Annotated in this window: 22 protein-coding genes and 1 pseudogene; 14 read left to right on the top strand and 9 right to left on the bottom strand. The window is 65.5% G+C overall.

Annotated features, from left to right (window positions below):
* Positions 1-7: 7 nt before the first annotated feature.
* The gene (locus LB564_RS17885; protein ID WP_224539685.1) at positions 8-1,528 is read right to left on the bottom strand and encodes a winged helix-turn-helix domain-containing tetratricopeptide repeat protein; all 1,521 of its coding nucleotides are present in this window, start codon (positions 1,526-1,528) and stop codon (positions 8-10) included.
* Between the two features lie 237 nt (positions 1,529-1,765).
* Here LB564_RS17885 and LB564_RS17880 point away from each other — a divergent pair, with 237 nt between their 5' ends.
* From LB564_RS17880 to LB564_RS17860, 5 genes are all read left to right on the top strand, one after another.
* The gene (locus LB564_RS17880) at positions 1,766-2,014 is read left to right on the top strand and encodes a DUF1127 domain-containing protein (protein WP_224539683.1); all 249 of its coding nucleotides are present in this window, start codon (positions 1,766-1,768) and stop codon (positions 2,012-2,014) included.
* A gap of 143 nt (positions 2,015-2,157) precedes the next feature.
* Positions 2,158-2,529: a hypothetical protein gene (locus LB564_RS17875; protein WP_224539681.1), complete on the top strand. Its 372-nt coding sequence runs from the start codon at positions 2,158-2,160 to the stop codon at positions 2,527-2,529.
* Positions 2,530-2,723: 194 nt separating this feature from the next.
* Positions 2,724-3,275, top strand: coding sequence for a CDGSH iron-sulfur domain-containing protein (locus LB564_RS17870; protein WP_318012815.1), 552 nt, complete (start codon positions 2,724-2,726; stop codon positions 3,273-3,275).
* A gap of 199 nt (positions 3,276-3,474) precedes the next feature.
* The gene (locus tag LB564_RS17865) at positions 3,475-5,517 is read left to right on the top strand and encodes a hydantoinase/oxoprolinase family protein (protein ID WP_140703438.1); all 2,043 of its coding nucleotides are present in this window, start codon (positions 3,475-3,477) and stop codon (positions 5,515-5,517) included.
* A 255-nt stretch (positions 5,518-5,772) separates the two neighbouring features.
* Entirely contained in the window at positions 5,773-7,944 is a 2,172-nt protein-coding gene (locus LB564_RS17860) for a malate synthase G (protein ID WP_224539679.1), read from the top strand.
* A gap of 22 nt (positions 7,945-7,966) precedes the next feature.
* On the opposite strand, the gene LB564_RS17855 is transcribed toward LB564_RS17860, so the two are convergent.
* The 3 genes and pseudogenes from LB564_RS17855 to gshB all read right to left on the bottom strand — a co-directional run bounded on the left by LB564_RS17855 (position 7,967) and on the right by gshB (position 11,186).
* The gene (locus tag LB564_RS17855; RefSeq protein ID WP_140703434.1) at positions 7,967-9,499 is read right to left on the bottom strand and encodes a YifB family Mg chelatase-like AAA ATPase; all 1,533 of its coding nucleotides are present in this window, start codon (positions 9,497-9,499) and stop codon (positions 7,967-7,969) included.
* A gap of 238 nt (positions 9,500-9,737) precedes the next feature.
* Positions 9,738-10,040 (bottom strand): annotated as a pseudogene (locus tag LB564_RS17850) (methyltransferase domain-containing protein); the annotation flags it as partial.
* A gap of 201 nt (positions 10,041-10,241) precedes the next feature.
* Positions 10,242-11,186: a glutathione synthase gene (gene gshB / locus LB564_RS17845; RefSeq protein WP_224539677.1), complete on the bottom strand. Its 945-nt coding sequence runs from the start codon at positions 11,184-11,186 to the stop codon at positions 10,242-10,244.
* A 214-nt stretch (positions 11,187-11,400) separates the two neighbouring features.
* On the opposite strand from gshB, the gene LB564_RS17840 reads away from it, so the two are divergent.
* The 9 genes from LB564_RS17840 to LB564_RS17800 all read left to right on the top strand — a co-directional run bounded on the left by LB564_RS17840 (position 11,401) and on the right by LB564_RS17800 (position 21,119).
* A complete protein-coding gene (locus LB564_RS17840) occupies positions 11,401-12,636 on the top strand; it encodes a glycosyltransferase family 2 protein (RefSeq protein ID WP_224539675.1) in 1,236 nt (411 codons plus the stop codon).
* Positions 12,633-13,019 carry a GtrA family protein gene (locus LB564_RS17835; RefSeq protein WP_224539674.1) on the top strand — a complete coding sequence of 129 codons (387 nt, stop codon included), beginning with the start codon at positions 12,633-12,635 and terminating at the stop codon, positions 13,017-13,019. Before LB564_RS17840 ends, LB564_RS17835 begins: the two co-directional genes overlap by 4 nt.
* A 159-nt stretch (positions 13,020-13,178) precedes the next feature.
* Entirely contained in the window at positions 13,179-14,984 is a 1,806-nt protein-coding gene (locus tag LB564_RS17830; RefSeq protein ID WP_224539672.1) for a GtrA family protein, read from the top strand.
* 209 nt (positions 14,985-15,193) lie between these two features.
* Positions 15,194-16,543, top strand: coding sequence for a putative bifunctional diguanylate cyclase/phosphodiesterase (locus LB564_RS17825; protein ID WP_224539670.1), 1,350 nt, complete (start codon positions 15,194-15,196; stop codon positions 16,541-16,543).
* A gap of 144 nt (positions 16,544-16,687) precedes the next feature.
* Entirely contained in the window at positions 16,688-17,455 is a 768-nt protein-coding gene (locus tag LB564_RS17820) for an SDR family NAD(P)-dependent oxidoreductase (protein ID WP_224539668.1), read from the top strand.
* A complete protein-coding gene (locus LB564_RS17815; RefSeq protein ID WP_224539667.1) occupies positions 17,452-18,405 on the top strand; it encodes a 2-dehydro-3-deoxygalactonokinase in 954 nt (317 codons plus the stop codon). The genes LB564_RS17820 and LB564_RS17815 overlap by 4 nt, the downstream gene beginning before the upstream one ends.
* Positions 18,402-19,043 (top strand): 2-dehydro-3-deoxy-6-phosphogalactonate aldolase, encoded by a 642-nt coding sequence (locus tag LB564_RS17810; RefSeq protein ID WP_140703417.1) that lies wholly within the window; start codon positions 18,402-18,404, stop codon positions 19,041-19,043. Before LB564_RS17815 ends, LB564_RS17810 begins: the two co-directional genes overlap by 4 nt.
* Positions 19,043-19,924, top strand: a complete 882-nt coding sequence (locus LB564_RS17805; RefSeq protein ID WP_224539664.1) for an SMP-30/gluconolactonase/LRE family protein — start codon at positions 19,043-19,045, stop codon at positions 19,922-19,924. The genes LB564_RS17810 and LB564_RS17805 overlap by 1 nt, the downstream gene beginning before the upstream one ends.
* 136 nt (positions 19,925-20,060) lie before the next feature.
* Positions 20,061-21,119 carry a D-alanine:D-lactate ligase-like protein gene (locus LB564_RS17800; RefSeq protein WP_224539662.1) on the top strand — a complete coding sequence of 353 codons (1,059 nt, stop codon included), beginning with the start codon at positions 20,061-20,063 and terminating at the stop codon, positions 21,117-21,119.
* 219 nt (positions 21,120-21,338) lie between these two features.
* Here LB564_RS17800 and LB564_RS17795 read toward each other — a convergent pair whose 3' ends face one another.
* The 5 genes from LB564_RS17795 to dnaJ all read right to left on the bottom strand — a co-directional run bounded on the left by LB564_RS17795 (position 21,339) and on the right by dnaJ (position 24,996).
* Positions 21,339-21,626 (bottom strand): DUF1330 domain-containing protein, encoded by a 288-nt coding sequence (locus LB564_RS17795; protein WP_140733522.1) that lies wholly within the window; start codon positions 21,624-21,626, stop codon positions 21,339-21,341.
* A 28-nt stretch (positions 21,627-21,654) separates the two neighbouring features.
* Entirely contained in the window at positions 21,655-22,353 is a 699-nt protein-coding gene (gene pyrF, locus LB564_RS17790; protein WP_263491119.1) for an orotidine-5'-phosphate decarboxylase, read from the bottom strand.
* An 11-nt stretch (positions 22,354-22,364) separates the two neighbouring features.
* The gene (locus LB564_RS17785; protein ID WP_224539659.1) at positions 22,365-22,961 is read right to left on the bottom strand and encodes an NADPH-dependent FMN reductase; all 597 of its coding nucleotides are present in this window, start codon (positions 22,959-22,961) and stop codon (positions 22,365-22,367) included.
* A gap of 146 nt (positions 22,962-23,107) precedes the next feature.
* Positions 23,108-23,713, bottom strand: coding sequence for a phospholipid N-methyltransferase PmtA (gene pmtA / locus LB564_RS17780; RefSeq protein WP_140506955.1), 606 nt, complete (start codon positions 23,711-23,713; stop codon positions 23,108-23,110).
* Positions 23,714-23,865: 152 nt separating this feature from the next.
* The gene (dnaJ, locus tag LB564_RS17775; RefSeq protein WP_140703410.1) at positions 23,866-24,996 is read right to left on the bottom strand and encodes a molecular chaperone DnaJ; all 1,131 of its coding nucleotides are present in this window, start codon (positions 24,994-24,996) and stop codon (positions 23,866-23,868) included.
* Positions 24,997-25,057 lie beyond the last annotated feature (61 nt).

The raw sequence follows: 25,057 nt of genomic DNA, 5'->3' as shown, positions 1-25,057 counted from the left end.
CGGCGCGTCAATCCGGAAGGCCGGCCTTGCGGAAGCCGTCGACGAAATGGTCGCGCGTCGCGTCGTCGCGGAACGGTTCGGTCCACACCCAGTGGCTGGTGGTGAAATGCGGATTGCCGACGAGGAACAGCTCGACCTCGGCGCGCGCCTCGTCGAGCCGGCCGAGTTGCGCCAGGCTTGCCGCGAGGAAGCGGCGGGAGCTCGTGCGGTAGGTCTCGTCCCGGCGCAGCGTCTCGATGGCGGCTTCATATTCGCGCGCCGCATATTGCGCCTGGCCGAGCGTCAGATAGTACCAGCTCGCCGGAAACGGGTTCAGCCGGAAAGCCTTGCGGATCTGCTCCAGACCCTCCTCGACCCGTCCCGCCAGGGTGGTTATGTCAGCTAATGTCGCCCAGGCGTCGGCCTCGTTGGGGTCGAGTTCGAACGCCCTGGCGAATTCGGCATCCGCCCTGGCGAAATCATGTTCATAGGCAAGCAGATTGCCGAGCACCCAGTGGCAGCCGGCATCGTTGGGATCGATCGAGACCGCCTTGCGCGCCAGATCCACGGCAAGGCGGCGATTGGGGTCGACCGGTTCGCCCCAATGCACCCATCCCATCCAGTGGTTCATGGCCAGCCAGCGATAGGCCTCGGCATAGTCGGGATCGAGCGCAATCGCGCGCGTCAGCATCAGATGCGCTTCCCGCGCCGTCTGCGGCGAATCGTCGATCAGCTTGCGCGCCCGCACGCACAGATCGTAGGCGTCGAGATTGGTGGGCCGGTTGCGTGGCGGCGGCGCGCGCAGCCGGCCGAGCAATGCCTCCACGATCTTGGCCGTCACCTCATCCTGGACGGCAAAGATATCGTCGAGGCCGCGGTCGAAGCGTTCCGCCCATAGATGGTCGCCGCTCGCCGCGTCGACGAGCTGTGCATTGATGCGCACGCGCCCCGCCTCGCGCCTCGCGCTGCCTTCCAGCAAATAGCGGACGCCAAGCTCCCCGGCGATCGCGCGCACATCAATCGCCTTTCCCTTGTAGGCAAAGGTCGAATTGCGCGCGATGACGAACAGGCCGGAGATTCTCGACAGGTCGGTGATCAAGTCTTCGGTCAAGCCGTCGCAGAAGGAATCCTGCCCCGGATCGTTGCTGAAATTGACGAAGGGCAACACCGCTATCGACGGCTTGTCCGGCAGCGGCAGGGGTTTTGGTCTGGCGCCAGTAAGGAGCTCGACGGTCCCCGCGAAGCGATAGCCGACGCGCGGAACGGTCGCGATCCATTCGCCACCCGCTTCACCCGCAATGCCGGGCGGACCGAGCAGCTTGCGCAGCTGTGCGATCTGTACGGTGAGGTTGCCTTCCTCGACGGCCGTTCCCGGCCACGCAGCGTCCATCAGTTCGGCTTTTTGCAGGATTTCGCCGGGCCGTCCGACGAGCGCCGCAAGCAGCTTCAGCCCGCGATAGCCGACGGCAACGGGGTCGTCGTTCCGAAGCAGCGTTCCCGCACCCGGATCAAGCACGAACGGACCAAAGGCAAAGCGCGATCCCTGCATGGGCCCATCTATAGAGCAATTCCGGGAAAAGTGTGAGGCGTCTTGCCGGCGAAACGCGTGGCGCGCGCTCCCTGGGAGTGCCGTCAAAACAAAGAGTTAGCGCAGGTTTGGAACTTTTGAGAACTATTTGGGAGGGCTTAATTACGCCGCCGCCCGTATCCTGCAGACTCCAACCTCTTTCAGCTCGAGGCGGTCCATTCTCAAAGCGTATGGGCGCCAAACCACATGGAGGTTGCCATGACCAACACCTTTGCATCGACCCCGCATCAGGCAGCGCGACGGGGAACGCTCGTGGGCCAGGCGTCGCGCCGGCGCTACGGCCTTGCCAGCCTGCGAAACACCATCGCGGCCTGGCGTCAACGGGCCCGCTTCCGCTGGGATCTCAAGCGAATCTCGGAAGCTAATCCGCATCTGATCGACGATATCGGTCTGACCAGACAGCAGGTCGATGAAGAGATCGCCAAGCTGCCTTTCTGGCAACGATAGAGCGAAGTCGGCGATGACGCCGGTTCGCCGGTTTGCACATGCGATTATATTAGGGATTGCCGTTGGCATCCCTTTAGCCCCCGCCCGCGTCATGGCATGATCCCCCGTCGGCCGTGGGGGCCGATTCCATATCGGGGGTTTCCATGTCAGTCATATCAGCGCGCCGGCTCGCCGCCGCGTTTTCAATTGCCTTCCTGTTCACGCCCGCCGCCCAGGCCGGCGACGTCACCTTCGCCGTCAAGAACAGCCACCCCAATGCCATGCGCCTCGAGCTCTACAGCCAGGACCGCGACTATGTCTGGCCGGGCGATGGCAAGGATTTCTATCTCGACGACGGCGAGACCAAGCAGCTGCCGATTTCCTGCAACGAGGGCGAATCGATCTGCTACGGCGCCTGGGTCGATGGCGACGAGGGCACCTATTGGGGCGTCGGCCCCGGCAACAAGGAGAAATGCGAGGATTGCTGCTATACGTGCAGCGGCGGCGAGACCGAGGAGATCGACCTGGTCCCCTGACCGGTTTGCCAGCTTGACGGTTTTCCTGTTCGAGCCATAGCTTCGCTACAAGACCATACCCAAGGCGCGCCCGCCTGTGCATTCAGGCGCGGCGCGCTCCAGGCAAACAGGAGCACCGCGATGGCCGGCACGGTCGAGGGCGAAAAAATCGACGTCGGGTTTCCGGCAGGCGCTGCATCCATTCGCGCAATTGCGTGCTCGGCGACCCGCATGTCTTCGTGCCCAACGCGCCGGGCCAATGGATCCATCCCGAGGCGGCCAGCGCCGAGAAGGTCGTCGCGCTGGCCGAGAACTGCCCTTCGGGCGCCATCACCTATGTCCGCAAGGATGGCGGGCCGCAGGAAAAACCGCCGGTGGTCAACACCGTACGCTTGCGCGAAAACGGCCCGCTGGCGGTCCATGCCGAGATCGTGCTCGGCGACGAGACATTTTTCCGCGCCACGCTCTGCCGCTGCGGCGCCTCCCAGAACAAGCCGTTCTGCGACAACAGCCATATCAAGGCTGGTTTTGCCGCCACCGGCGAACCGGCGCTGAAGGACACCCCCGCGCTGGAGGCCCGCAACGGCCCGCTGAAAGCGGCGCCGACCACCAACGGCCCGCTCAAGCTCGAAGGCAATGCCGAGATCGTCACCGGCACCGGCCACACGATCGACCGCACCACCAAGGTCTTCCTTTGCCGCTGCGGCCATTCGGCCAACAAACCGTTCTGCGATGGCAGCCATAAGAGAGTGGGGTTCGTGGGATAGGCGAGTAGCCAAGCTCCCCCCTCGTGGGGGAGATGTCCGGCAGGACAGAGGGGGGCGCCGTAGAGCGCTGCCTTTAATACCCGGCGAATAGTAACGAGGGGGGAGATCGCTTGTGGCCCATCGCTCTCGCCTTTATCCCCAAGTCGGTATCGGCTAAGGGCTTCGCAACAAATCTCTCGCCAGCCGGACCGCCCCGCTCATGACCGCCAAACCCAAGCCAAAACCTCTCTTCCTCGGCATCGACACCGGCGGCACCTACACCGATGCCGTGCTGTGGTCCGAGACCGAAGGTCCGCAGCAGGGACCGAACAAGGGCAAGGTGCTGGCCAAGGCCAAGGCGCTGACCACGCGGCATGATCTGGCCGTCGGTATCTCGGGCGCCGTCGATGCGGTGCTGGACAAGGCGGGCACCGATCCGGCTGCCATAAAACTGGTCTCGATGTCGACGACGCTCGCCACCAACGCGCTGGTCGAGGGCCAGGGTGGCCGCGTCGCGCTGGTCATGATCGGCTTTTCGGAAGCCGACCTTGCCCGAGACGGGCTGAAGACCGCGCTCGGGACCGACCCGGTGGTCTTCTGCCCGGGCGGCCATGACGTGCACGGCAATGCGGCAAAGCTCGATCTATCCGGGCTGGAGGCGATGCTGCCGGAACTTGGCGCGTCGGTGTCCGGCTTCGCAGTCTGCGCCTATTTCGCCACCCGCAATCCCGCGCACGAGATCGCCACCCGCGAGCTGATCCGGGAAAAGACCGGGCTGCCGGTGACATCGAGCCATGAGCTGTCGGCCAAGCTCGGCGGCCCGCGCCGGGCGCTCACCACGCTGCTCAATGCCAGGCTGATCTCGATGATCGACCGGCTGGTGGCGGCGACGGAGGGGTTTCTTCAGGCGCGCAACATCGCCGCTCCCCTGATGGTGGTGCGCGGCGATGGCGCGCTGGTTTCGGCGGCGTTTGCACGGCAGCGGCCGATCGAAACCATCCTGTCGGGTCCCGCCGCCAGCCTGGTCGGCGCCCGCCACATGACCGGCCTGGACAATGCCGTGGTGTCCGACATTGGCGGCACCACCACCGATGTCGCCGTGCTCGATGGCGGCCGGCCGCGGCTCGATCCGGAAGGCGCCACCGTCGGGGGCTTCCGCACCATGGTCGAGGCGGTGGCCATGCGCACCTTTGGCCTCGGCGGCGATTCCGAGGTGACGCTGGAGGACGGCGCGCTCAACCCGAAAATCCTGCTCGGGCCGCGCCGCCTGGTGCCGCTGGCGCTGGCCGGCATGGCGCACGGCGCCGCGGTGATCGCGGAACTCGAACGTCAGTTGCGCGCCCCCAACACCGGCCGCATGGATGGCCGCTTCGCGGTTCGCACCGGCGTGCCTGATCGGCTCGCCGCGGGGCTGACCGCGCCCGAGGCGAAGCTTTACGAGGCGATCGGCGCGGTGCCGCTTGCCCTCGACAGGCTGCTGACCTCGAACGCCCAGAATGCCACGCTGAACCGGCTGGTCTCGCGCGGGCTGGTGCATATCTGCGGCTTCACCCCGTCCGACGCCGCGCATGTGCTGGGCAAGCAAGCGAACTGGGATGCCGCGCCCGCCCGCCTCGGCGCCGAATTGTTCGCCCGCAGGCGCGATGGCCGTGGCCAGCCTATCGCGGCCTCGCCGGAGGTCATTTCGGAACGCGTGCTGGTGACGCTGACGCGCTGGTCGGCCGAATACATCCTGGAAACCGCCTTTGCCGAGGACGGGCTCGACGGCGCGGCGACCGTGGCGCACGCGCTGGTGCAGCGCGCCGTCGATGCCCATCCCGGCATTGCCCGCCTCAGCGTCGCGCTCGACCGGCCGGTCATTGGGCTCGGCGCCTCGGCCCCGCTGCACTATGCCGGCCTGGCACCGCTCGTCGGCAATGAGTGCGTGGTGCCTGGGGATACCGATGTCGCCAACGCGCTCGGCGCGGTCGTCGGCCAGGTCCGGGTCTCGGCCGAGGCCCGCGTCAGCCAGCCCAAGGAGGGCCTGTTTCGCCTGGCCTCGGGAGAAACGGTGCGCGACTTCCTCGACGAGGCGGCGGCGCTCGCGGCCGCCGAGATCGATGTCCGAGCGATCGTCGCCCAACGCGCCCGCGATGCCGGCACCGACAGCGCCGAGATCGAAGTCGCCACCGAGTTCCGGGTCTCGACCGTCGAAGCCCAACGCATGTTCATCGAAGCGCATGTCGTGGCAGTCGCCTCGGGCAGGCCGAGGATCGCGGTGTGAGCGCCTCTTTCCTTCTCCCCGTTTCACGGGGAGAAGGTGCCCGAAGGGCGGATGAGGGGCAGCGCCAGCCAACGCAGTTTCGCCGCCCCGCCACCTCACCTACCTCCGCGCCGCCCCTCATCTGGCCGCCGCCATCTTCTCCCCGTAGAACGGGGAGAAGGACGCTGTTGCGACCCGCCTTCAACCTAAGCTGAATTGACCATGCAACCCTGACATGCCAAAGCCCGGCAACGCCTGATATCTGGAGACAGCCTGATGACCGATCGTGTCGAGATCGCCGGACTGCGGATTGCCCGCGAGCTCACTGACTTCGTCGTCAACGAGGCATTGCCCGGCACCGGCATCGAAGCGGCGCGGTTCTGGGACGGTTTTTCTGCCATCGTCCACGATCTTGCCCCGAAGAACCGGGCGCTGCTGGCAAAACGCGATGCCCTGCAGGAAAAGCTCGACGGCTGGTACCGCGACAATGGCGCGCCCATCGACATGGAGGCCTACAAGGCGTTCCTGAAGGAGATTGGCTATCTCGTGCCGGAAGGGCCGGCCTTCAGCGTCTCGACCGAAAATGTCGATCCGGAGATCGCCGTCGTCGCCGGGCCGCAGCTCGTCGTGCCTGTGATGAACGCGCGCTATGCGCTCAACGCCGCCAATGCGCGCTGGGGCTCGCTCTACGATGCGCTCTACGGCACCGATGCCATTCCCGAAACGGATGGTGCCGGGAAGGGCAAGGGCTTCAACCCGGCGCGCGGCGCCAAGGTCATCGCCTGGGCCAAGGACTTTCTCGACCAGTCGGTGCCGCTCACCTCGGGCAAATGGGCAGGGGTCAACGGCCTGTCGGTGGCCAACGGCGCCCTGAAGCTCGGCGCCGGCGCCGGCTCGACGACGCTGGCCGATCCCAGGCAATTCGTCGGCTATCGCGGCGACGCGGCCAACCCTGAAGCCGTGCTGCTGGTGAAAAACGGATTGCACGTCGAGATCGTTGTCGACCGGGCCAACCAGATCGGCCGCACCGATCCGGCCGGCATCGCCGACGTCATCCTGGAATCGGCGCTGACCACCATCCAGGACTGCGAGGATTCGGTCGCAGCGGTGGATGCGCAGGACAAGGTCGTCGTCTACCGCAACTGGCTCGGCCTGATGAAGGGCGACCTCGCCGAAGAGATCAGCAAGGGCGGCAAGAGCTTTGTCCGCAGGCTCAATCCCGACCGCGCCTACACCGCGCCCGCCGGGGGCCAGCTCACCGTGCCTGGCCGCTCGCTGATGCTGGTCAGGAATGTCGGCCACCTCATGACCAATCCGGCGATCCTGGATCGCGACGGCAACGAGGTGCCGGAAGGCATCATGGACGCGGCGATGACGGCGCTGATCGCGCTGCACGATGTCGGGCCGAAGGGACGGCGGATGAACTCCCGCGCCGGCTCGATGTATGTCGTGAAGCCCAAGATGCACGGGCCGGAGGAAGTCGCCTTCGCCGTCGAGATCTTCGACCGCGTCGAGGCACTGCTCGGCATGGCCAAAAACACCATCAAGATGGGCATCATGGACGAGGAGCGGCGCACCACCATCAATCTCAAGGAGGCGATCCGCGCGGCACGCGAGCGCGTGGTGTTCATCAACACCGGTTTCCTCGACCGCACCGGCGACGAGATCCACACCTCGATGGAAGCCGGCCCGATGATCCGCAAGGGCGACATGAAGCAGGCCGCCTGGATTTCCGCCTACGAGGCCTGGAATGTCGATATGGGCTTGGAATGCGGCCTCGCTGGCCACGCCCAGATAGGCAAGGGCATGTGGGCGATGCCGGATTTGATGGCGGCGATGCTGGAACAGAAGATCGCCCATCCCAAGGCCGGCGCCAACACCGCCTGGGTGCCGTCGCCGACGGCGGCGACCCTGCACGCCACGCATTATCAAAAGGTCGATGTCCATGCCGTCCAGGCGGCGTTGAAGAGCCGGCCGAAGGCCAAGCTCGACGATATATTGTCGGTGCCGGTGGCCGTGCGGCCGAACTGGACGCCCGACGAGATCCAGCGCGAGCTCGACAACAACGCGCAGGGCATTCTGGGTTACGTCGTGCGCTGGATCGACCAGGGCGTCGGCTGCTCCAAGGTGCCCGACATCAACGATGTCGGTCTGATGGAAGACCGCGCCACGCTGCGCATCTCCTCGCAGCACATCGCCAACTGGCTGCGCCACAAAGTGTGCACGGAAATCCAGGTGCGGGATTCGCTGCAACGCATGGCGGCGATCGTCGATCTGCAAAATGTCGGCGACCCGCTCTATCAGCCCATGGCCGCCGACTTCGACAAGTCCATCGCCTTCCAGGCCGCATGCGACCTGGTGTTCAAGGGAACGAGCCAGCCGAATGGCTACACCGAGCCGGTGCTGCACGCGCGGCGGCTCGAGCTGAAAGCGCGCGATAGAGCCTGAAAAGCAGGACGGCCCAAAGCGCCTACGCCGCCTGCGCCACGCGCTCCGCACTCATCCGGTAGGAAATCGCCTCGGCCAGATGGATGCGGCCGACGGTTTCGCTGGCATCGAGGTCGGCCAGCGTTCGTGCCACTTTCAGCACGCGGTGATAGGCCCGCGCCGAAAAAGCGAGTTTTTCGCTGGCATCCTTGAGCAGCGACAGGCCTGCCGCATCCGGCATCGCGATTGTCTCGATGATTGCCGGAGAACAATGCGCATTGGTGGTGGCGCTGCTGACGCCGAGCCGCTCGAAACGCTCGCGCTGGAGGGCGCGGGCGCGGCCGACGCGCAGTGCAACGTCCGCGCTCTTCTCCGCCCGGTCGGGCCGGATCAGGTCGCTGGCCGAAACCGCCGGCACTTCGATCCTGAGATCGATGCGGTCGAGCAGCGGGCCGGAGATGCGCGCCTGATAGTCGGTGCGGCAGCGTTCGCCGCGCAGGCAGCGATAGCCGGGCTCGCCGGCCATGCCGCAGCGGCACGGGTTCATCGCCGCCACCAGCTGGATGCGCGCCGGATAGGTGACGCGGTGGTTGGCGCGCGCGATCATGCAGTCGCCGGTCTCCAGCGGCTGGCGCAACGCATCGAGCGTTTGCGGCGTGAATTCGGGGAATTCGTCGAGGAACAGCACGCCATGATGGGCAAGCGACACTTCGCCCGGCCGCGCACGCAGGCCGCCGCCGACCATCGCCGCCATCGAGGCCGAATGATGCGGCGCCCGGAACGGCCGCCGATCAGTCAGCTTGCCTTCGCCGAGTTCGCCCGCCACCGAGGCGATCATCGAGACCTCCAGCAATTCCTTCGGCGCCAGCGGCGGCAGGATCGACGGCAGCCGCTGCGCCAGCATCGATTTGCCTGAACCTGGCGGGCCGATCATCAGCAGATTGTGGCCACCGGCGGCGGCCACTTCCAGCGCCCGCTTGGCCGTCTCCTGGCCCTTGATGTCGGCAAGGTCGGGCAGGTCGCGCGGCGCGGCGCGGATGCCGGCTTCGGGGCGCGACAGCACCTGCGTGCCGCGGAAATGATTGGCGATCGCAATCAGGCTGCGCGGCGCGAGGATATCAAAATCTTTTCCCGCCCAAGCCGCTTCCGGCCCGCAGGCGAAGGGACAGATCAGCCCCTTGCCCTCGGCATTGGCACCGATCGCCGCCGGCAAGGCGCCGGCCACCGCCGTGATCGTGCCATCGAGCGACAGTTCGCCCAGCACGACATAGCCGGCCAGCATGTCGCCCGGAATGGCGCCAAGTGCCGCCATCAGGCCGAGCGCGATCGGCAAATCGTAGTGGCTGCCTTCCTTCGGCAGGTCGGCCGGAGCGAGGTTGACCGTCACCTTCTTCGACGGCATCGACAGGCCTGACGCATGCAGCGCCGCCTGCACCCGCTCGCGGCTTTCGGCCACCGCCTTGTCGGGCAGGCCGACGATATGCATGTTAACCTTGCCGGGCGCGATCATCACCTGCACGTCGACCGGCACGGCCTCGATGCCCTGGAAAGCGACCGTACGAACCCGCGCCACCATGTTTTGCCCCCGGATGCGGCTCGTCTTGGCCCGTGTGAACAGGCCGCGAGCGGTGTCAACGCAAGACAACCACAGATTTCAGCCCAAGGCAAGAACAATACAGGAACAAAGAGGACGCCGCGCACGGTCGGATGGACTTTTCGCCTGCTGCGCACGCAACAAGCCTCGCCGTGTTCGCGACCTCCCCGGAAGACGAGCCTCACCGGATGCCGGGCGGGCGCCTCGAGGACGCGCGGGGTCACGACGGCCTCGCCGCCAGGAAAGTATTCCACCCCCGCTCCTTCCTGCCGACGCGGAAGGCGTGGCTGAGAAGCTCCATGCCGGCGGCCTCGATGCGAGTCGCGAAGGCGTCCCTACGCCAGTCGACCGTATGGTATCTGCCGCCCGTTTCGCCTTCGCCTTCGCGCATCGAGACGACAAAGGCGCCACCGGGCCGCAAGGAGCGCGCAATCTTCGCCAGAACCTGGTCGATCTGGTCGCGCGGCACATGGATCAGCACGGCGAGCGCCACCACCCCGTCGTAGGGACCGCCAAGCTCGTTGCGGCGCGCCTGCCACGCCTGGCCGGGATGCACAGGTTTTCGACCAAATCAGGAACATCACCGGAACCGGTAATCGCTTCGGTTGCATCGCGATTTGTACGCGGTTGCAAAAAGCGGAACATGGTTAAAACAAAGTGAAAACGGCTGCTCAGCCTGGCATGAGCGCCGAGCAATATGCCAAACCCTCATAGGCTGTAAGCGCTATTTCCCGCGCTTGGCCTCCACCGCGTCCCAGAACAGGCTGGCGATGTCGGCGCCTCCGAAGCGTGCGACTTCGCGCACGCCGGTCGGCGAGGTAACGTTGATCTCGGTCATGTAGTCGCCGATGACGTCGATGCCGACCAGGATGAAGCCGCGTTCCTTCAGCGACGGTCCGATGCGGGCGCAGATCTCGCGCTCGCGTGTCGTCAACTCGGTCTTCTCGGCGCGGCCGCCGACATGCATGTTGGAGCGCGAATCGTGCTCGGCCGGCACCCTGTTGATGGCGCCGACCGCCTCGCCATCGATGAGGATGATGCGCTTGTCGCCCTTGCGCACGTCCTTCAGATAGCGCTGCACGATATAGGGCTCGCGCGACAGCTGGGCGAACATTTCGAGCAGCGAGGCGAGGTTGCGGTCGTCTTCCTTGAGATGGAAGATGCCGGCGCCGCCATTGCCGTAGAGCGGCTTGACGATGATGTCGCCAAACTCCTTGCGGAAGGCGGCCACCTCCAGCGGATCCTTGGTGATCAGCGTCTCCGGCATCAGGTCCGGGAATTCGGTGACGAAGATCTTTTCGGGGCTGTTGCGCACCCAGGCCGGGTCGTTGACGACCAGCGTCTTCGGATGGATGCGCTCGAGCATGTGCGTGGTGGTGATGTAGTTCATGTCGAAGGGCGGATCCTGGCGCAGCAGGATCACGTCCATCTCCGACAGGTCGGTGCGCACCTTGTCGCCCAGCGTGTAATGGTTGCCCTTCTCGTCGCGCACCTGCATCTCCTCGATGCGGGCAAACACCTTGCCGTCGCGCAGCGACAGCCGGTCGGGCGTGTAGTGAAACAATTGATGGCCGCGCCGCTGCGCTTCCAGCGACAGCGCGAACGAGGTGTCGCCGGCGATCGACACGGTGGAGACATGGTCCATCTGGACGGCGATTTTCAGCTTCATGGCGGATCCCCAGCGCAGTCGACGCAAGCGATATAAGGGTCGCGGCGCCTTCTGCCAATCGCAGGTTTTGAACATTGCGATCAGCCAGACGTGCCGGCCGTTACAGACAAGGCGAGAACGCATGTCATCGCTTTCTTAAGCCTTATCGGACAAGATCGGCGCCGAAAACCCTGACGGCCGGTGCCGGACAGGGTGTCTCCGTTGGACAACGATCATGAACGCGCTCACTGCCGTCCGCGCAGCCTCCTCCCAGCAGCTCGAACTCACCATCCTGATGCCGTGTCTCAACGAGGCCGAGACGCTGGCCGTTTGCATTGGCAAGGCCAGGGCATTTCTCGACAAGACCGGAATCCCGGGTGAGGTGCTGATCGCCGACAATGGCAGCAACGACGGCTCTCAGGAGATTGCCGCGCAAGGCGGCGCCCGTGTCGTCCCGGTCGCGCAAAAGGGCTATGGCGCGGCACTTCTGGGCGGCATCGCCGCCGCCAGGGGGCGCTTCATCATCATGGGCGACGCCGATGACAGCTATGATTTCGGTGCGCTGGAGACATTCGTGGCGCGGCTGCGCGGCGGCGCCGACCTGGTCATGGGCAACCGCTTCCGGGGCGGCATCGAGGCCGGCGCCATGCCGCCGCTGCATCGGTATCTCGGCAATCCGGTGCTTAGTTTCGTCGGCCGGCTGTTCTTCAGCATCAAGACGGGGGATTTCCACTGCGGCCTGCGCGGCTTCAATGCCGACAGCATCCGCAAGCTCGATCTGCAGACGACCGGCATGGAATTCGCCAGCGAAATGGTGGTGCGCAGCGCGCTTGCCGGCCTGCGTATCGAGGAAGTACCGACCACGCTCAAGCCGGACGGCCGCAGCCGGCCGCCGCATCTGCGGACCTGGCGCGACGGCTGGCGGCATCTCAAATTCCTGCTGGTCTACAATCCGCGCTGGATGTTCTTTATCCCGGGCGCGGTGCTTTCCGGCCTTGGCTCGCTGTTTGCCGCCCTGCTGGTGTTCGGCCCCTTGCGGGTGGTCGACAATCTTTCGCTCGATCTCAACACCTTCGTCGCCGCCTGCTTCATGGTCGTCACCGGCATCCAGCTCATCACCTTCGGCGCCATTTCGAGATACTATGCCGAGATCACCGGCATCCTGCCGCGCAGCCGCGGGTCCGACTGGCTGACCAGGACCATCAGCACCGACCGCCTCGCCGCCAATGCCGGCATCTGCTTTGCCGCTGGCCTGCTGTTCTGCCTCTATGCCGTCATGCGCTGGGCCCACCTCAATTTCGGCCCGTTGAATGATTCCGAAATCCCGCGCATCGTCGTCCTCGGCCTCAGCCTGATCGTCATTTCGTTTCAGGCCTTCTTTTCGGCTTTCCTGCTCGGGGTCCTGGAAATACCGGTCAAGCGGCTGAAGGCAGGCCAGTTCCAGGAAACGCCGGCCCGCGAGGAACCGTGACCGACCTCGTCCAGACACGGCTGTTCCGCTTCCTGACGGTTGGCGTGGCCGCCGCGTTGCTTCTGTTTGCCCTGTCGTGGCTGCTGGTCTCGCTCGGCCTCTCGCCCTTCCTGGGCAGCCTGCTTGCTTACGCGCTCACGGTTGCCGTTGCGTATTGGGCGCAACGAGGCTGGACCTTTGGCGGGCAGCACGATCATGCTCGTGCCTTGCCCCGCTATCTGGCGGTGCAAGCGGGGTGCGCGGTCTTTTCCGGCGCCGTCTCCCATACAGCGGTAGCGTATCTCGGCATGTCCGCGCTCGCCATGTCGGCGCTGATGACGGTCGCGACCAGTACGCTGAGCTATATCCTGTCCTCGCTTTGGGTTTTCCCGATGCGCGCCTGAGCAGGCTCAGGGAAACGCCGGGATGGCCGCCTTCTTGTCTTGCTCGATTCCAGCCCGAAACCGTCGGACACGTCCCTGGCGGTTGTTCTGATTTTACCCTTTGTTGAAACCGGCGCGCTACAATGCGGTGCTCCGCACGGAATGAAGCCGCTCGTGACCATGTTCCAGAAAACTTCCAAGCAAACGCGCCACGGCTTCTGGCGATCCGATATTGCGTTTGCGCTGCTTGCGGTCTTGCTGTTGCTGGCCCTCGAGGCCCTGCAAGGATTCCCGCAACTGGCCAATCCCGCGGGCGACAATGACAGCCTGCTGCAACTGGTCGAGGTTCGCGATCTGCTGGGGGGCCAGGGCTGGTTCGACCTGCACCAGTACAGGATGGGTTTGGAGGGCGGCTTCCTCATGCACTGGTCGCGGCTGCTCGACGCGCCGCTCGCGCTGGGCATCCTTGCGGCTTCGAGCCTGACGGGCAGCCCCGCTTTGGCCGAACACATCGTGCAAATTTTCTGGCCTTCCCTGCAGTTCTGGCTGGCGATCTTCTTCGTCATGCGCGCCGCGCGCGCTTTCGCCGGCGCGCCCGCCGTGCTGCCCGCCGCCGTCGTCGGTGGGGCGGCCTTGTACTACATCGGTATTTTTTCTCCCGGCGCGCTGGACCATCACAATGTCCAGTTGATGCTGACGCTGGCAAGCCTCGCCTTGCTGCTCGAGGCGCCCATGCATCGGCCGGCTGCCTTTGTCGCGGGCATCTGCGCCACGCTGACCCTCGCCATCGGCATGGAGAGCGCGCCCTATGCCGGAACCCTCGGCGCCGTCGTCGCGCTGCTGTTTCTCGGCACGGGTGACGGCGAAAGATTGATCGCCAGGGATTTTGGCCTCGGCCTCGCCGGCGCCTCGGCCCTCGTCTTCGCCGCCACCATTCCCGTCTCGTCCTGGGGCGTGGCCCAGTGCGACACATTCTCGGTCGTGCAGTTCGCCGTCACCGGGCTTGCCGGCAGCGGCTTGGCAATCATTGCTTCATGGAAGGCCGCCAACGCGACGGCGGCCCGGCGCCTGATATCGCTTGCCTTGCTTGCCGTCGCTCTCGCGCTCCTTGTCGGGCTCCTGTTCCCGCAATGCCTGGCAGCGCCCTATGCCGATCTCGACCCGCGCCTGCGGCAGATATGGCTCGACCACATCGAAGAGGCGCAGTCGATCACCCAGCTTGTCGTCGACGATCCGGCAAGGGCCGTGGCGCGTTTTGCCACGCCGCTGGTGGCGATCGTCCTGATGGCGCTCCGCTTCAGCCATGGCGGCTGGCGGCGGCAGGATAGCCTCGTCGCCGCGCTGCTGGTGGTGGCACTCCTCGTCAGCGCCTGGGAAGTGCGCGGCTCGACCTTCTCCATCGTCTTCGCGGTGATCCCGCTTTCGGCCTGGATCGCCAAATGGCGGCAGCGGGCAGAGGCCAGCCCGTCCAGCGGCTCGGTGCTCCGGATGGCCGCGGCCTGGCTGATCTCGGTGAACGCGATCTGGGCGGGTGCCGCTCAAGCCGCATCGAGCGCGTTCGAAACCGCGGCACCTGTCAGCGCCGCCGGCATCAATGCACCCTGCAACAGCAAGGCTTCGTTCGCCACGCTTGGCGCGCTGGCCCCCACCACGGTGCTCGCCATCTCCAATCTCGGCTCGCCGATCCTCGCCTTCACCGGTCATCGCGTGTTCGCCGGGCCCTACCATCGCAACGTCGCCGGAAACCTGCTGGCGTTCGAAGCCTTGCTGGGCTCGCCCACCGACGCGAAAGCCGTCGTCGAAAGCCACCATGTCGGAATTGTCGCGCTCTGCCGCGGCAACCCGGAAAGCCGGCTATTCGCGGCCAAGGCGCCGGACGGCTTCCTGGCCGGACTGATGCGCGGCAGCGTGCCGGAATGGTTGGAGCCGGTGGCCGAGACCCGTGGCGCCCCTCTGGAACTGTACCGCGTCCGGCCCGGCGGCTGAAAATCCATGTGCTTGACGTATCTTGTAGCCGGCTTCTCGAAGGCATCCGCTCCCTGTCCAGGCGTGGTTCACGGTGAAGGCCGGATGCCATTTTTCGGGATCATGCTCCGGCTACAAAAATCGGTTCACGCGATACGTTTCCTAAAGGGTTTGCTGCCAGTCTCGAAAATAAATTCCGACGACAAGAGCAGGGACGAACAGGGACACCGATGCAAACTCCGTTTGGCACCGGTCAGGCAAACAGGGAAAGCACGGATCTGGCATTCACCGATCCGTTGACCGGGCTTGGCAATCATCGCCGCTTCTTCGACAAGGTGGATCGTCTGATCAGCGACCGCGCCGACGATCCCGCGCCCTTCACCGTCGGCATTCTCGACCTCGACGGCTTCAAGCCGATCAACGATCTGTTCGGCCACAAGGCCGGCGACGACATCCTGATCCAGGTCGCGATGCGGCTGCGCGCCTCGATGGACGGCCATTCGACGGTCTGCCGCATCGGCGCCGACGAATTCGCCTTCCTCTACCCGCTGGTGTTCTCGGAGGACGCGGCGGCCGAAAAGTCCCGCATGTTGATCGAGATACTGTCAGCGCCCTACGATGTCGGCGAGCGCACCGCCAGGCTTTCGGCCTCGGTCGGCTGCTCGCTGTTCTATTCCGGCGACGAAACCACCGAGATCCTCATCAACAAGGCCGAAACGGCGCTTTACCATGCCAAGCGCTCCGGCCGCGGCCGCGTCGTCGTCTACACCCGCGAGATGGAAGAGGCCGCCAAGCGCGTCACCCGTATCGAGCAGGCGCTGCGCCGCGCCGTCTCCGCCGGCGAGGTGGAGCCGCATTTCCAGCCGATCGTCGACCTCACCACGCGCCGCACCATCGGCTTCGAGACGCTGGCGCGCTGGACCGATCGCGACCTCGGCGCGGTGCCGCCGACCGTCTTCATCCCGATCGCCGAGGAGCGCGGCATCATCGGCCCGCTGTCGCAACTCGTACTGCGCAAGGCGACCGAAGCCGCCAGGAGCTGGCCGAAGGACCTGTTCCTGTCCTTCAACCTGTCGCCCTCGCAACTCGTCGACCAGAACACCGGCCTGCACATACTGGGGATCCTCGACCGCACCGGCTTCGATCCGCGCCGGCTGGAGATCGAGATCACCGAAACCGGCCTGATGAACGACCCGGCCTCGGCCGCGCAGATCGTCGAGGATCTGCGCCGCGTCGGCATCCGCGTCTCGCTCGACGATTTCGGCACCGGCCAGTCCTCGCTCGGCCGCTTGCGTGAATTCCATTTCGACAAGCTCAAGATCGACCGCGCCTTCGTCTCCTCCATTCTCGACGACCGGCCGTCCGAGCACATCATCCGCGCCATCCTCGCAATGTGCGAAGGGCTCGGCATGGACGTGGTCGCCGAAGGCATCGAGGAGGAAGCGCAGGCCGACCGGCTGGTCCAGTTCGGTTGCGCCGGCGGACAGGGCTATCTGTTCGGCAAACCGGCCGATGCCGACGCCACATTGGGCTATCTCCGCGATTCCTTCCGTGGCGCCTTGCGCGCCAAGGCGATCTGAGCGGCGGATTCAGGCGCTGCCCCGCATGGAGCGTTGTCGCCTCCGCCTTTTTGTCTGACATAAGCCGGAAAACCGTCTTTTCGCCCTTGCCCACCGGACGTGTCTGGCTAGGATGCGCGCCGGTTGACCCGGGAGACGACAATCATGATGCCATCGGCGCGTTTTGCCGACCTCGAAGGCGCTTCGGTACTGATTACCGGCGGCGGCTCCGGCATCGGCGCGGCCCTGACCGAAGGGTTCGTGCGCCAGGGCGCCAAGGTCGCCTTCATCGACATCGCCGACACGCCGAGCACCGCGCTTGCCGACAGCATCGAGAAGGAACTTGGCCGGCGGCCGCTCTATCTCAAGACCGATCTGCGCGACGTCGAGGCCTTGCGCGCGGCCGCGGCCCAGGCCGCCGACGCGCATGGCGACGTCACGGTGCTGGTCAACAACGCCGCCTGGGACGAACGCCATGCCGTCGAGGATGTCAGCGTCGAATTCTGGGACAATAATCTCGCCATCAACCTGCGGCCGCATTTCTTCACCGCGCAGGCGGTGGCGCCGGGCATGAAGCGGGCGGGCGGCGGCTCGATTATCAATTTCACCTCGACCTCCTACCTCATCAACCATCCCGACATGCCGGCCTATACCGCCGCCAAGGCCGGCATACTGGGTCTCACCAAGGGGTTGGCCGGCAAGCTCGGGCTTGATCGCATCCGCGTCAACGCCGTCGCGCCCGGCTGGGTGATCACCGAGCGGCAGCAGGAGCGCTGGGTGACTGAAGGCGCGCTGGCCGCCCATGTCGCCAAGCAGTGCATCAAGCAGGTCATGCGGCCGGACGACATGATCGGCACGGTCCTGTTCCTGGCCTCCGACGCCTCGCGCATGCTGACCGCGCAGATGCTGATCGTCGATGGGGGCTTCCTGTGAGCGCGGGATTTGCCGCTCCGGCGGTGGCGGCGCTCGACTGGGGCACGACCCGGCTCCGGGCCTGGCTGATCGATGGCAATGGCAACGTCCTTGCCGAGCGCCGCGGCGACGATGGCCTGATCACCGCGCGCGAAAAGGGGTTCTCCAACGTGCTGGAAGGCCATCTGACCGCCATGGGGGCGCCTGATGCGCTGCCCGTCATCATCTGCGGCATGGCTGGCTCCCGCCAGGGCTGGATCGAGGCGCCCTATGTGACCGTGCCTGCACCGATCGGTGCCATCCTGCGCGGCGCGGCCCGAATCGAGGGTGAGCGCCGCGATATCCGCATCGTTCCGGGCCTTGCCCAGCGTCTGGCCGATGCGCCCGACGTCATGCGCGGCGAGGAAACACAGCTCGCCGGCGCCGGTTTGCCGGCAAGGGGGCGGCATCTTGTCTGCATGCCCGGCACGCACTCGAAATGGGTCGCGGTCGAAGATGGCGCGGTTGCCGGCTTCGGCACCTGGCCGACCGGCGAATTGTTCTCGGTGCTATCTGCGCATTCGATCCTCAAGCATTCGCTGGGCGAGCATCCGGCTCCGGTGGCGGTGGACAGTCCGTTCTTCCGGCAATGGTGCGAGCAGGCGCTTGGCGAGGGTGGCGATGTCACCTCACGGCTGTTTGCCATCCGCGCCGCCGGGCTCTTGCAGGATTTGAAGTCGGAGGATGCGGCGGCCTGCCTGTCCGGCCTGCTGATCGGCGGCGAGATCGCGTCGGCCCGGCGCCGTCATGGCGCCGGCGCGACATCGGTCGTGCTGGTAGCCTCGGGCGCGCTGGCTGGGCTCTACCAGGCCGCGATTGGCCTTGCCGGGCTTGGTCTGCGCACCGTCGATGCCGACGAGGCAGTACGCGCCGGTCTCATAGAAGCCGCGCGCGAGAACGGCATGATCGCCAGAACCGGAGCAGCCCCATGAGCCAGACCGCCCCTTTCCCGAAGCTCAAGCGCGGGCTGGTCGCCATCCTGCGCGGCCTCAAGCCGACTGAGGCGATCGCCATCGGCCAGGCATTGTTCGATGCCGGCATCGAGGCGATCGAGGTGCCGCTCAATTCGCCCCAGCCGTTTTCGTCGATCGCCAGGATTGTTCAAGTGCTGCCGAAGTCAGCGCTGGTCGGCGCCGGTACGGTGCTGACGGCGGCCGACGTCGACGGCCTTCACCAGGCCGGCGGGAGGCTGCTGGTCAGCCCCAACATCGATGCCGAGGTGATGGGCCGCGCCGCGCACTACGGCATGGTCACCATGCCCGGCGTGTTCACCCCGACCGAGGCTTTCCAGGCGATCCGGCTCGGCGCCTCGGCGTTGAAATTCTTTCCCGCCAGCGTGCTCGGCGCCTCGGGCATATCCGCGATCCGGGCGGTGCTGCCGGCGCAGACGCTGGTCGGCGCGGTCGGCGGCGTTTCGGAGAAGGATTTTGCCGGTTACAAGGCGGTTGGCGTGACGGTCTTCGGGCTGGGCTCCAGCCTGTTCAAGCCGGGCATGAGCGTCGACGACGTGGCCGCGCGGGCCCAGGCGGCGGTGGCGGCCTGGGACGCCGTGTTCGGCGGAGACGCATGATGAACGAAGCGATCGTTTCGGTTTTTTCCGACCATGTCTGCCAGCTCGGCGAAGGGCCGAGCTACGATCCCGGCACCGATGCGCTGTTCTGGTTCGACATCGTCAACGGCCAGCTTCTGGAAAAGCAGCTGTCCGGCGGCGCCACAAAGGTTCACGAACTCGGCCAGATGGCCAGCGCCATCGCTGTCGTCGACGACAAGCGCCAGCTGATCGCCACCGAGACCGGCCTCCATGTCCGTGACGTCGCGACCGGCAAGATGACGTTGCACACCCCGATCGAAGCCGACAATCCGGTCACCCGTTCCAACGATTCTCGCGTCCATCCCTGCGGCGCCTTCTGGGTCGGCACCATGGGCAAGGGCGAGGAAAAGGGCGCCGGCTCGATCTACTGGTTTTTCAAAGGCGAACTGCGCCGCCTGTTTTCGGACATCACCGTGTCCAACTCGATCTGCTTTTCATCAGACGGCGCGCTCGCTTACTATACCGACACCTCGACCGGACTGCTGATGCGCGTTGCCTGCGATCCGGCGACCGGACTGCCCGCCGGCGAGCCGAAAATCTTCGTCGATCACCGGTCGGCCAAAGGCTATATCGACGGTTCGGTGCTCGACCGCGACGGCATCCTGTGGAACGCTGTCTGGGGCGGCAGCGTCATCGAGGCCTATGGACCGGACGGCAAGCTCGTCCGCACGGTCGCCATGCCGGTGACGCAGCCATCCTGCCCGGCCTTCGTCGGCAAGAATGCCGATCGGCTGGCGGTCACCTCGGCCTGGTCCGGCAAGAACGAGAAGCAACGTCTGCTCGACCTGCAGGGTGGCATGACCTTCCTGATCGACATTCCTGTCAATGGTCGCCTGGAGCCGCGCGTCCTGATCGCTTGAACAGGCTGGGCGACCGGCACCGCTCACGCCCATAGCGGTGCTGTCACGCAGGCGTCCGGCTTGAGTCGGTTTCGCGAAAGCCGTTTGTGTCGGCTGTGCGATTGTGGGGGATCGCATTGCCGGGATTCACGCATCGATGTCGAGCCACAAGCCAACCCTGATCCTTGTCCATGAACCGGAGAAGGCTTGCCTCGATCGCCTGGTCGCAGATGGCCATGCACCGGAGCGAGCCGCCGAGATTTCGTCCTATCTGGCGCAGTCGACCGATCTCGCGCCCGAATTCGACACGCTGGCCGCCGCCTGCGACAGAGGCGGCCTCGCCTTTTTTCCGGTGGAACTGGACGACGCCGCAAGCACCCTCACCGGAGCCGATCCGTCCACGACGCTGGTCTGGACGCTAACCGACGGCATCGCCTATTTTCGCGGCGGTGCCGCGCCAGCCTTGGCGAGGCTGGGCGGGTTCAAGACAATCGGCGCCGACGATTCGCTCTTCGCGCTCTGCCAGGACAAGTTCCGCTCCGGCGCAGTGCTTGGGGCGCTCGGCCTGCCAGTGCCTCAGGCGGGTCTTGCCCGGGATGGGAAATGGCTGGTCGAGCCGCCGGCCTCCACCGCCGGCTGGTTCGTCAAGCCCAACCGGCTCGGCGCCAAGATCGGCATCTGGCCGGATTCGCGCGTAAGCGATCTCGGCCACGCGCTGGAGCTCAGCCGGCGTGTTTTCGCCAGATATCGCGACGATGTCGTCGTCCAGCCCTATGTCGCCGGCCGCAACGTGCGCGCCAGCTTTCTCGGCTTGAAGCCGGAAACCGGCGTCGAGGCGCTCGGCATCGCCTTTGTCGAGTCGGGCGCGGATTTCCAGACCATGGCCGACAGCCTGGCGCTCTATGGCGACACTGGCGAGGCGGCGAAGGCGGCGGGTGAGTACCTCGAACCGGAGCTCGTGGCCGTTGGCGACAGCCAGCCCGGCGCCGATGCCAGGATCCGCCGGATCGCCGAACGGCTGATCCAGGGCCTCGGCCTGCGCGACGTGTTTTCCATCGATCTCAGGGTGGAGGCCGACGATACGGTTCATCTCATCGAGTTCGAGGTCTGCCCCGGCCTGCCCTGTTTCGATTTTCGCGGATATTGCCGCGCGCAGTGGGGGCTGAGCCTGGCCGACGCGATGGCGCAAACGGCGGCGAATAGGCTGATGCCGTGATCTTCATGATTGGCTGAGACCGAACAACTTCGTCATTCCAGGGCGGAGCAAGGAGCGAAGCGACGCGCGCAGACCCTGGAATCCATCCCGTGACTCAGAAGCGTCGCGACCGGGCAGAATTCTTCACCGCCGCATTCCTGGTCAAGGTCACGGAATGGATTCCTCGGGTCGTCGCTTCGCGTCGCTACGCCCAAGGATGGCGAAACCAAGAGGCGTCGACTAAATCCCCTCGACCAGCACGATCTCGCCGTCGGCGACCTTCTGGCGGATGGCGACGGCGCGCTGATACTCCGGCGAGTGGTAGCAGTCATGCGCGGCGGCGAGCGATGGAAACTCGATGATGACATTGCGCGCGCGGCCGGGACCCTCGGCTTTCTCATGGTCGCCGCCGCGGGCCAGGAATGTCGCGCCGAAGCGCTCGAAGGCCGGCTTGGCGGCCGCCACGTAATCCTTGTAGCCTTCCGCGTCGCGCACATCGACGCGGGCGATCCAGTATCCCTTGGGCATTGTCTTTTCTCCTATTCGTGCGGGCCCGTCAGGCCGAGCGCATTTCTTCCAGAATGGCTTCAGCCGCGGCGCGCCGGTCGCTGGCCGCGACGATAGGTCGTCCGACGACCAGATGGCTGGCGCCGTTTCGGACCGCCTGCCCCGGTGTCACCACCCGCTTCTGGTCGCCATGGTCGCTCCCCGTTGGCCGGATGCCGGGTGTCACCACCGCCATGTCGGGGCCGACGATGCGGCGCACCGCCTCGGCCTCCGCGGCCGAGCAGACGATGCCGCCCATGCCGGCATGCAGCGCCTGTTCCGAACGCCGCAGCACCAGCGTGTGCGGGTCGTATTCATAGCCGACATCGATCATGTCCTGCTCGTCCATCGAGGTCAGCACGCTGACGGCGAGCAGGCAAAGCTCGCTGCCGCGCGCCGCCTCCACCGCCGCCGCCATCGCCTTGGGATAGGCATGGATGGTCAGCATGGTCATGCCCATCTTGACGATGTTCTCGACGCCCTTGGCCACCGTGTGATCGATGTCGAGCAGCTTCATGTCGAGGAAGATTTTCGTCCCGCCACCGGCCAGTTCCCTGGCGAAGTCGAGGCCGCCGGCAAAGGCCAGCTGGTAGCCGATCTTGTAGAAGGAGACGACGCCGTCGAGCTCGCGCACCGCCCGCTCGGCCTCTTTCACCGTCGGCACGTCGAGGCCGACGATCAGTCGCTCTTGCATGGAATGGGCCTGCATGGTTGCGGCGGTCACGCCTCGACCCTGGTCGACAGCATGCGCGAGGTCTCGATCAGCGTGCGGCATAGGTGCTCCATCGCTTTGTGCAGTCTTTCGTCACGGAAATGACCGTCCCCGTCGAAGGCGTCGCCCCCCTCCGGCACCGAGCATTCCGGTGTCACAACCTCCATCTGGCAGCGCACCAGCACGGCGCGCAGATGGTTGATGCAGCGGATGCCGGCGAAGTGGCCGTTGGAGGACGAGCAGAGGCCCGCGACCTTGCCGGCAAGCGGCCTGACCGATCGGCCGCCATCCCGTCGCACCCGGCTCACCCAGTCGATCGAGTTCTTGAGCAGCGGCGGGATGGAGCCATTATATTCCGGCGTCGCGATCAGCAGCCCGTCATGAGCGGCGATGAGCCGTGCGAGCCTCTGGGCGTTTTCGGGAACGCCTTTTTCCTTTTCCAGGTCTTCGTCGAGGATCGGCAAGGGATAGTCCGCGAGCGAAATGCGGGTCACCTCGGCGCCCTGCACCGCCAGTTCCTTCTGCGCCACGTCGGCGGTCCTGCCACTATAGGCGCCCGTGCGCACCGAGCCGGCGAAGACGAGGATTTTCGGGATCACTGCCATGGGCCAACCTTGTTCTGGCACACGTACAGCCAAGGTTCGATCAAATCAACGCATCGGCGCAAAATCGAAAGGCGTTTTTTGGAAGGCGCACTCCAGGCTGTGCTGAGATTCAGGTCAGGCCGGCCTCACCTGAATATCAACACAGCCTAATGCGCTTCGCGCCGGTAGATCCACAGCTGCGTCGGCGGGATGTTGCGGAAGATGAAATCGAAATGCTTGACCGTATAGTCGCCGCGGCCGGCCGGGATCGGCGACATCGGGCCATAGGTCAGCTGGACGATCGGCCGTCCGGCCGGGATGCGGTCGAGCAGGCTTTCGATATAGGCGATGCGCTGGGCGACCGGGAAGTTGAGCAGGGGCACCCCGGAAACGACGCTATCGAAGATCATCCCGCTCCTCTCGCCAAGCGTGGCGTTGAGGTTGAAGGCATCGCCCTCGATGACGTTGACGCCGGGATAGAGCTGGCGCAGATGGCGCACGAAATCGGTGGAATATTCGACCGCGTAGAGGTTTTCGGGCCGCACGCCCTGGGCGAGGATGGCGCGGGTGATGACCCCGGTGCCGGGACCGACCTCGAGCACCGGCAGGCCGGACTTCGGGTTGACGATCGAGGCCATCTTGCGCGCGGTGATCGAGCTGGTCGGAACGATGGAGCCGACCGTCTTCGGCTTGTCGATCCAGCCCTTGAAGAATTTGAGTTCGTCGTCGAACTTCTCGGCAAACGCCTTCCGCAGTCCGTGACCACGTGCCATGCAAGCTCTCCTCAGCGCTCCCCTTGGGAGGTACTTAACACCTGGATGACGCAAGGCAAGGCGCGGACATGCGGATGTCGTGGATAAGATAGTTTTCGTCGCGCCTCGCTTTGCCGGTCAGCAGGCTGCATTGGCTTGCTTGCGACCGGCGGTCAACGCTCGCCGAAAGACTCGAAAAAATCCTTCATTCGGGCGAAAAAGCCGCTCGATTGGGGCGAATTGTCCTGCGAGGAGAGCTGTTCGAACTCTTCCAGCAGTTCGCGCTGGCGGCGCGTCAGGTTCTGCGGCGTCTCGACGGCGGTCTGGATGTAAAGGTCGCCGACATTGGGCTGGCGCAGCACCGGCATGCCCTTGCCCTTGAGGCGGAACTGGCGCCCGTTCTGCGTGCCTTCGGTCACTTTTACTTTGGTCTGGGTGCCGTCCAGCGTCGTTACCTCGAAGGAGCCGCCAAGGGCGGCCGTCGTCATCGAGATCGGCACCTTGCAATAGAGATCGGCGCCGTCGCGCTGGAAGAATTCGTGCGGCTTCACCGCCAGGAAGATGTAGAGGTCGCCCGAGGGCCCGCCGCGCAGGCCGGCCTCGCCCTCATTGGCCAAGCGGATGCGGGTGCCGTCCTCGATGCCGGCCGGGATGTTGACCGACAGCGAGCGCTCCTCGGTGACGCGGCCCTGGCCGGCGCATTTCGGGCATGGGTCCTTGATCGTCTGGCCGCGGCCCTGGCATTGTGGGCAGGTCCGCTCGATCGAGAAGAAGCCTTGCGTGGCGCGCACCTTGCCATGGCCGTTGCACATCGAGCAGGTGACCGGCTGGGTGCCGGGCTTGGCGCCGCTGCCCGAGCATTCCGTGCACGAGATCGAAGCCGGCACGCGGATTTGCGCGGTCTTTCCGGCGAAGGCTTCCTCCAGCGAGATTTCCATGTTGTAGCGCAGGTCGGCGCCGCGCTCGCGGCCACCGGAAGAGCGGCGCTGGCGCCCACCCATCATGTCGCCGAAAATATCCTCGAAAATGTCGGCGAAGCCGCCAGCGCCAAAGCCATGCGCACCGCCATTCATGCCGCCCTGCTCGAAGGCGGCGTGGCCGAAACGATCATAGGCCGCGCGCTTCTGCGGGTCCTTCAGCGTCTCGTAGGCTTCGTTGATTTCCTTGAACTTGTGCTCGCAGGCATGATCGCCGGGGTTGCGGTCGGGATGGAACTGCATGGCGAGCTTGCGAAAAGCGCTCTTGAGCTCCTTCTCGTCGGCGCCCTTTTGCACGCCCAGCGTTTCGTAGAAATCAGCTTTCATTTTTTCCCGCTGTCCGGATGCTCAACGTCTTGCTGCATTGTCGCGTCGTTTGCCGGCACGT

The sequence above is a fragment of the Mesorhizobium sp. ES1-6 genome (genome assembly GCF_020164775.1).
GTDB lineage: Bacteria > Pseudomonadota > Alphaproteobacteria > Rhizobiales > Rhizobiaceae > Mesorhizobium.
This window is presented reverse-complemented; position numbering and strand designations above follow the sequence as displayed.

Excerpts from the sequence above, each read along its gene's own strand:
- LB564_RS17885 (WP_224539685.1), bottom strand. The coding sequence starts at position 1,528 with ATGCAGGGATCGCGCTTTGCCTTTGGTCCGTTCGTGCTTGATCCGGGT.
- LB564_RS17880 (WP_224539683.1), top strand. The coding sequence starts at position 1,766 with ATGACCAACACCTTTGCATCGACCCCGCATCAGGCAGCGCGACGGGGA.
- LB564_RS17875 (WP_224539681.1), top strand. The coding sequence starts at position 2,158 with ATGTCAGTCATATCAGCGCGCCGGCTCGCCGCCGCGTTTTCAATTGCC.
- LB564_RS17865 (WP_140703438.1), top strand. The coding sequence starts at position 3,475 with ATGACCGCCAAACCCAAGCCAAAACCTCTCTTCCTCGGCATCGACACC.
- LB564_RS17860 (WP_224539679.1), top strand. The coding sequence starts at position 5,773 with ATGACCGATCGTGTCGAGATCGCCGGACTGCGGATTGCCCGCGAGCTC.
- LB564_RS17855 (WP_140703434.1), bottom strand. The coding sequence starts at position 9,499 with ATGGTGGCGCGGGTTCGTACGGTCGCTTTCCAGGGCATCGAGGCCGTG.
- gshB (WP_224539677.1), bottom strand. The coding sequence starts at position 11,186 with ATGAAGCTGAAAATCGCCGTCCAGATGGACCATGTCTCCACCGTGTCG.
- LB564_RS17840 (WP_224539675.1), top strand. The coding sequence starts at position 11,401 with ATGAACGCGCTCACTGCCGTCCGCGCAGCCTCCTCCCAGCAGCTCGAA.
- LB564_RS17830 (WP_224539672.1), top strand. The coding sequence starts at position 13,179 with ATGTTCCAGAAAACTTCCAAGCAAACGCGCCACGGCTTCTGGCGATCC.
- LB564_RS17825 (WP_224539670.1), top strand. The coding sequence starts at position 15,194 with ATGCAAACTCCGTTTGGCACCGGTCAGGCAAACAGGGAAAGCACGGAT.
- LB564_RS17820 (WP_224539668.1), top strand. The coding sequence starts at position 16,688 with ATGATGCCATCGGCGCGTTTTGCCGACCTCGAAGGCGCTTCGGTACTG.
- LB564_RS17810 (WP_140703417.1), top strand. The coding sequence starts at position 18,402 with ATGAGCCAGACCGCCCCTTTCCCGAAGCTCAAGCGCGGGCTGGTCGCC.
- LB564_RS17805 (WP_224539664.1), top strand. The coding sequence starts at position 19,043 with ATGAACGAAGCGATCGTTTCGGTTTTTTCCGACCATGTCTGCCAGCTC.
- LB564_RS17800 (WP_224539662.1), top strand. The coding sequence starts at position 20,061 with ATGTCGAGCCACAAGCCAACCCTGATCCTTGTCCATGAACCGGAGAAG.
- LB564_RS17795 (WP_140733522.1), bottom strand. The coding sequence starts at position 21,626 with ATGCCCAAGGGATACTGGATCGCCCGCGTCGATGTGCGCGACGCGGAA.
- pyrF (WP_263491119.1), bottom strand. The coding sequence starts at position 22,353 with ATGCAGGCCCATTCCATGCAAGAGCGACTGATCGTCGGCCTCGACGTG.
- LB564_RS17785 (WP_224539659.1), bottom strand. The coding sequence starts at position 22,961 with ATGGCAGTGATCCCGAAAATCCTCGTCTTCGCCGGCTCGGTGCGCACG.
- pmtA (WP_140506955.1), bottom strand. The coding sequence starts at position 23,713 with ATGGCACGTGGTCACGGACTGCGGAAGGCGTTTGCCGAGAAGTTCGAC.
- dnaJ (WP_140703410.1), bottom strand. The coding sequence starts at position 24,996 with ATGAAAGCTGATTTCTACGAAACGCTGGGCGTGCAAAAGGGCGCCGAC.